At 50.4% G+C, this 6,063-nt stretch carries 6 protein-coding genes; 3 read left to right on the top strand and 3 right to left on the bottom strand.

The features are described 5' to 3' along the window. Positions 1-9: 9 nt before the first annotated feature. The 3 genes from nqrF (at position 10) to sthA (ending at position 3,270) form a co-directional block, all read left to right on the top strand. On the top strand, positions 10-1,242 hold the full coding sequence (gene nqrF, locus ACTH5D_RS16955) for an NADH:ubiquinone reductase (Na(+)-transporting) subunit F (protein WP_441673304.1): 1,233 nt from the start codon (positions 10-12) through the stop codon (positions 1,240-1,242). A gap of 290 nt (positions 1,243-1,532) precedes the next feature. Continuing rightward, positions 1,533-1,787 carry a (Na+)-NQR maturation NqrM gene (nqrM, locus tag ACTH5D_RS16960; RefSeq protein ID WP_441673294.1) on the top strand — a complete coding sequence of 85 codons (255 nt, stop codon included), beginning with the start codon at positions 1,533-1,535 and terminating at the stop codon, positions 1,785-1,787. Positions 1,788-1,878: 91 nt separating this feature from the next. Further along, entirely contained in the window at positions 1,879-3,270 is a 1,392-nt protein-coding gene (gene sthA, locus ACTH5D_RS16965; protein ID WP_441673296.1) for a Si-specific NAD(P)(+) transhydrogenase, read from the top strand. Positions 3,271-3,371: 101 nt separating this feature from the next. On the opposite strand, the gene ACTH5D_RS16970 is transcribed toward sthA, so the two are convergent. The 3 genes from ACTH5D_RS16970 to holA form a co-directional block, all read right to left on the bottom strand. Further along, complete coding sequence (locus ACTH5D_RS16970) at positions 3,372-4,301, bottom strand: PA2778 family cysteine peptidase (protein WP_441673298.1); 930 nt, start codon at positions 4,299-4,301, stop codon at positions 3,372-3,374. A gap of 10 nt (positions 4,302-4,311) precedes the next feature. Further along, the gene (locus tag ACTH5D_RS16975) at positions 4,312-4,716 is read right to left on the bottom strand and encodes a PA2779 family protein (protein WP_441673300.1); all 405 of its coding nucleotides are present in this window, start codon (positions 4,714-4,716) and stop codon (positions 4,312-4,314) included. A 157-nt stretch (positions 4,717-4,873) separates the two neighbouring features. Then, positions 4,874-5,941: a DNA polymerase III subunit delta gene (gene holA, locus ACTH5D_RS16980; protein ID WP_441673302.1), complete on the bottom strand. Its 1,068-nt coding sequence runs from the start codon at positions 5,939-5,941 to the stop codon at positions 4,874-4,876. Positions 5,942-6,063: the final 122 nt, after the last annotated feature.

Here is a 6,063-nt window from a genome sequence, read left to right on the forward strand (position 1 = left end):
GAAACCGACATGGTTGATACAACAGTCATCTTGCTCGGTGTTGTCATGTTCACGGTCATCGTTATTAGCTTAACGGCGATCATTCTGGCAGCGCGCAGTAAGCTAGTTAGTAGCGGGGACGTGACCATTGAGGTCAATGGTGACCCTGAACATACGTTGAGTACGCAAGCCGGTGGTAAGCTGCTGAACACGCTTGCTGCTAACGGTATTTTCCTCTCTTCAGCTTGCGGTGGCGGCGGTTCCTGCGCGCAGTGCAAGTGCCGTGTAGAAGAGGGTGGTGGCTCCATCTTGCCCACCGAAGAATCGCACTTCACTATGCGTGAGAAGAAAGACGGCTGGCGCCTATCTTGTCAGGTACCTGTGAAGCAGGACATGAAAGTAGAAGTGCCTGAAGAAGTCTTTGGTGTTAAAAAATGGGAATGTGAGGTTATTGCTAACCCCAACGTTGCCACCTTTATCAAAGAACTTAACTTGAAACTGCCTGAAGGTGAGGAAGTTGCCTTCCGTGCAGGTGGCTATGTGCAGTTAGTTGCACCGCCTTACGACATCAAGTTTTCTGATTTTGATATTGAAGAAGAGTACCGCGGTGACTGGGAAAAATTTGACATGTTCAAAGTTTCCCACAAGAGCAACGAGGAGGTTATTCGCGCTTACTCAATGGCGAACTACCCGGATGAAAAGGGTATCCTTAAGTTCAATATTCGTATTGCCACGCCGCCTCCCGGTACTAGTCATGCGCCTGGCTTGATGTCTACGTTCGTCTTCAACTTAAAAGAAGGCGACAAAGTGACAGTCATGGGGCCGTTTGGTGAGTTCTTCGCCCGCGATACTGATGCTGAAATGATCTTTATCGGTGGTGGTGCAGGTATGGCGCCAATGCGCAGCCATATCTTTGACCAACTGAAACGTTTGAAGTCGGATCGCAAGATCACCTTCTGGTATGGTGCGCGCTCTTGGCGTGAAACGTTCTATAACGAAGAGTACGATCAGTTAGCCGAAGAGTTCCCTAACTTTGAGTGGCACTTGGCGCTTTCTGACCCACAAGACGAAGATAACTGGGAAGGCCCTACAGGCTTCATCCATAACGTGCTGTACGAAAACTATCTAAAGGATCATCCAGCGCCTGAAGATTGCGAGTACTACATGTGTGGGCCGCCGATGATGAATGCCTCTGTTATTAAGCTGCTGCTGGATATGGGTGTCGAGCCAGAAAATATCCTATTGGATGACTTTGGTGGCTAATCAATCTGCATGATTGTAAGTCGACAGCCTCGATAGGCCGTAGTAGATTAAAACGTGATAAGCGGGGCTGGCCTTTTGGCTGGCCCCGTTTGTTTATGGATTATCCTCACCAGGCGGGCGCTTATAACCGCTGATCCGCTGATGTATAATGAGTGTACAAAATAAGCTTGTAAGGCACTTCTTGACAGGTAAGCTGTCGACAATTACTTGCAAGAGAGGACTACTGGCAAGCTATCGTTTAGGTGCAAGCAAAGCGTTACTATGAAAATAAGCAATGTTGGGAGATTAAAATGACTATTTGGCTACTGGCATTTGGTTTTATGGCACTAATCATGTGCGCCATGGCAGTGGGGGTGCTTATGGGCCGTAAGCCCATTGCGGGCACATGCGGCGGCTTGAATCAGCTTGGATTAAAAGAAGGTTGCGATATTTGCGGCGGTAAAGATGAAGTGTGTGAAGAAGAGAACCGCAAGCAAAGCAGTATACGCCGCCGCAGCGACGAAAGCCGCGGCGCTGATCTAGGTTACGATGTAACTCGTCGATAGCTAGGTATGTGCTAGGCGAAAAGCGTGTGTTTAAACGAGCAGCGCTTTTCACGTGAGACGAGTATAACGGGAAGCGGGAGACGCAGAGAGTATGGCGGTTCATAATTACGATGTCGTGGTAATCGGTACGGGGCCTGCAGGAGAAAGCGCAGCCATCAATGCTGCAAAGCATGGCAAGCGCGTAGCGATTGTTGAGCAACAGGCCCAGGTGGGGGGGAATTGTACTCACTGGGGAACTATCCCTTCTAAAGCATTGCGCCATCAGGTCAAACAGATCATGGCGTTCAACACAAACCGAATGTTTCGCGATATTGGTGAGCCACGCTGGTTCTCTTTTCCTAAAGTGATGGAGCGCTCACGCGGGACCATCGACAAACAGGTGGAGATGCGCACCACGTTTTACGCGCGTAACCGTATTGACCTGTTCCATGGCATTGCACGTTTTAAAGACGAACACACCTTAGTGGTACATGATCGTCAAGAAGGCGTGGAAGAGCTAGTCGCTAAGAAAATAGTTATTGCCACTGGTTCACGCCCTTATCGTCCGGCGGATATTAACTTCCGTCATCCACGCATTTATTGCTCTGATACTATTTTAAGCCTCTCGCACACGCCGCGTACGCTAGTCATTTTCGGGGCCGGTGTCATTGGCTGTGAATACGCGTCGATATTTTCAGGCTTAGGCGTCAAAGTTGATCTCATTAATAACCGTGACAGCCTGCTGTCGTTCTTGGACGATGAGATAAGCGACGCCCTTTCTTATCATCTGCGTAAGCACGGTGTCTTGATTCGCCATAACGAAGAATACGCCAGCGTGGAAGGCGATGAGTCGGGCGTAGTAGTGCATTTAAAGTCAGGTAAAAAACTGCGCGCTGATGCTTTCTTATGGGCGAACGGTCGTACTGGTAATACGGACAGCTTGGGCCTGGAGAACATTGGCTTGAGTGCGAATGGCCGGGGGCAGCTAAGTGTTGATGAGCATTATCGTACCGAGGTTTCGCATGTCTATGCGGCGGGCGATGTAATAGGTTGGCCAAGTCTTGCCAGCGCCGCTTACGATCAAGGCTTGAACTCGTGTAATGAGCTGCTCGATAAAGAATATCGGTTTGTCAGCGATGTGCCGACAGGCATTTATACTATTCCTGAAATCAGCTCATTCGGGGCCAATGAGCGCGAATTGACGGAAGCTAAAGTGCCTTATGAAGTTGGCAAGGCTTTCTTCAAAGATACCGCCAGGGCACAGATTACCGGCGATATCGTGGGTATGCTTAAAATTCTTTTCCATCAAGACACCCTGGAAATACTCGGTATTCACTGCTTTGGCGATCAGGCTTCTGAAATTTTGCATATCGGCCAAGCGATTATGCAGCAGAAGGGGGAAGCCAATACCCTGAAGTACTTCGTTAACACGACTTTTAACTATCCGACGATGGCTGAAGCTTATCGAGTGGCTGCTCAGAATGGCCTAAATCGGGTTTTCTAAGTTTTGGTCTACGTCCGTCAGGCTGCTTTTTCCTTTGAGAAGGCGGCCTCGAGGATTTGATCATGTTTTAGCGACTACTCAATTCTAGCAACTACCCAATATTAGTAACTATCTAATAACTGCTGGGCCTTTTCTTGCCAACTTCCTTCTAATGAGGCTGCTTGTGTTAATGCTTTTCTAGCTAAATCAGTAGATCCTTGTTGAAGAAGTAGTAGGCCGTTATTTAGCCAAGCCGCGCCCATCTCAGGGTCAATGTCGGTTGCTTTCTCAAATGCCTGAAGCGCTTGGTCGGGCTGCTGATCCGCGTAAAGAGCGTTGCCTAGCGCAAACTGACCTATTGCGTTAGCAGGGTGGTGCTCCACGAACGTTTGCCAGCTTGAAAGTGCTGCCCGAGGCCCGTGGGTCTCTTCATAGGCACTAATGGCTTCTAGCGCATTGCGTGCGGTAATGCCGGCAGGCAGGGAGCCTGGCTCTGCGACGACAAACCCCCAGCGCTGGGTGCGCGCCCAGGTCGCGTCAAAGCGGCTAAACGACATGGTATGACGTTCAATCTCGCCGCTGCGCAAAATAAGTGTTTCGCTAGGCAGGTCATAGCCAATCGCGACGGCGTAGTGCCACATAGGATAAATAGGTAGAGATAAATTCTGCATTATCACCACCGGGTCACCTGCTGCTAAGTGACCGAGTAACGCATCCATCGTGCCGCGAACGGGATATGCCAACTGCTCATAGCGTCTAACGGTTGCCAGCATTTCAGGTTGTACACTTCCATCGCGCCCGGGTAAGAACACCTGGGGAATGAGCTTATCAACTTCTGCGTCCACGTCTTGATAGTTGAGCACCATGGCAAGCGTGGCAGGCCCACATTGGAATTTCGTTTGAGCGTAAAAAGGCACGCTGTCTATTTCGGCGTGCGCAGGCAGGTTGCTATAACTGCTTTGTAGCAATACCGGATTACGGGCACAGGCGCTGAGGAGCAGGAGTATCATAAAAACGCCCGCAAAGCGGGCGTAAAAAAACGTTTTGGTCATGTGCTGCCTATCAACGGGTAAACGGATAAACGTTTGTCAGGCCGAGAATGTCGGTAATCAGCAGAATGATAAATACCGCAAACAGCACGCCGATAACGCCGCCACCCGCACCAGCAGGCATTAGTTCTAGCTGATCAGCCATCTGCTGTGCTTCAGAATCGCTAAGCGCCGCAACACGAGCATCTACTTCGTCTAGGTCAACACCCTGCTTTAGTAGCTGATCTTGCACGTCCGCGCGGGCTAACACTTCATTGATACGCTCGCGATCAGCGCCAGCACGATCACCTGCTAAAACAGATTGGGTAGAGACTAGATCCATTGAGTGAGGCGTAACAGGTGCTGCAGCAACGGGCAAGCTGGTAATAACGAGCGCTGCAATCAGTAGGGTAGAGAGGTAAGCACGCAATGCTTTCATCGTCTTGTTCCTTAGACTAGTCAAGGGGAGTACAAGCTTTTTTGTCGCTTGAATCAAAAGTATAGAAATAATTTGCCAAATTTTTAAGCCCAAGAGCAAAAGTACTCATTATTTGCACTAACGTGGCTAGTGTTCATTATCGTATTTACGCTGCTGATTAACCATGCGCATTAACGCGATAGGTCCAGGCTGTTTCTGCAAGCAGCCCACGCCCACCGGCAATGGTCATGGCTAAATCATGCAGCCCAGGCCATAGGGGGACTGCCGCGGCGCCTTTTACGGCCAGATCTAGCCGCTGGGCCATAAGCAGCAGTTTATGAAGGCGCTTCATTGGCAGGCGAGCAATAGCTTTTTGGTAAGCAGGGCGTCGCTTGTCAAAGATCATCGGCTTTTGGGTTTTGCAGGCGTGCTCAAAGCTTTGCCCTTGATCCAGATGTTGATGCAGCGATAGCAGCGTTCGCAGCTCGCGACTCAGTGCCCACAACACAATCGGGGCTTCGACGCCTTCACTCTTTAATCCACTAACAATGCGAGACGCACGGCTGGGCTCACCTTTCAAACAGGCGTCAGCTAAATTAAATACATCGAACCGAGTACTGTCTTCGACGCCTTGAGCAATGCTTTCTACATTCAAGCGCGTGCCTTGCGGATGAATCAAGGCAAGTTTTTGCAGCTCTTGATCAGCGGCGAGCAAATTGCCTTCAGTACGTTCGCCCAATAGACGCGCCGCATCCAGCCCTATTTGTAAGCCGTGTCGCGAGGCGCGATCACGCAGCCAATAACCCAACCGCGAGGCATCGACGGGCCATACCGGTACAAACAAGCCCTGCTTATCTAACGCTTTAAACCAGGCGCTTTTTTGCTGCTTAGCGTCTAGCTTCCCCATACTGATGAGTAGTACGTCGTCACTGTTATCCAGCGTTTCGGCGTACTGTGCCAGGGCTTTACTACCGTCCTGCCCAAGCTTGTGATTGCCTACCCGTAATTCCAGCAGCTTATTGGTTGCAAAGAGCGATAGGTTGCTGGCCACTTCAATCAAGCGCCCCCAGGCAAAGTTTGCTTCAACGTCCAGTACTTCGCGCTCTTCGATACCAGATTGCCGCGCTATCATGCGTACCGCATCGCAGGCATCGCGATGCTGTAGCGGCTCGTCGCCCGCTACAATGACCACGCGCGGCAGTTTTTTTGCCAAAGCAGCGGGTAGCTGGTCGGCAAATACTTTCACTGCATGGCCTCAACGTTGGCAAGACGTTCTATGATCCGCTGCGACAGCTCGCGAGCCAGCGTTTGCTCAGCCTCGGCAAACAGCGATTCGCGATTTAGCAGGTCATCATCATTAACGCGAAT

It is taken from the genome of Halomonas sp., assembly GCF_052095695.1.
Lineage (GTDB): Bacteria > Pseudomonadota > Gammaproteobacteria > Pseudomonadales > Halomonadaceae > Vreelandella.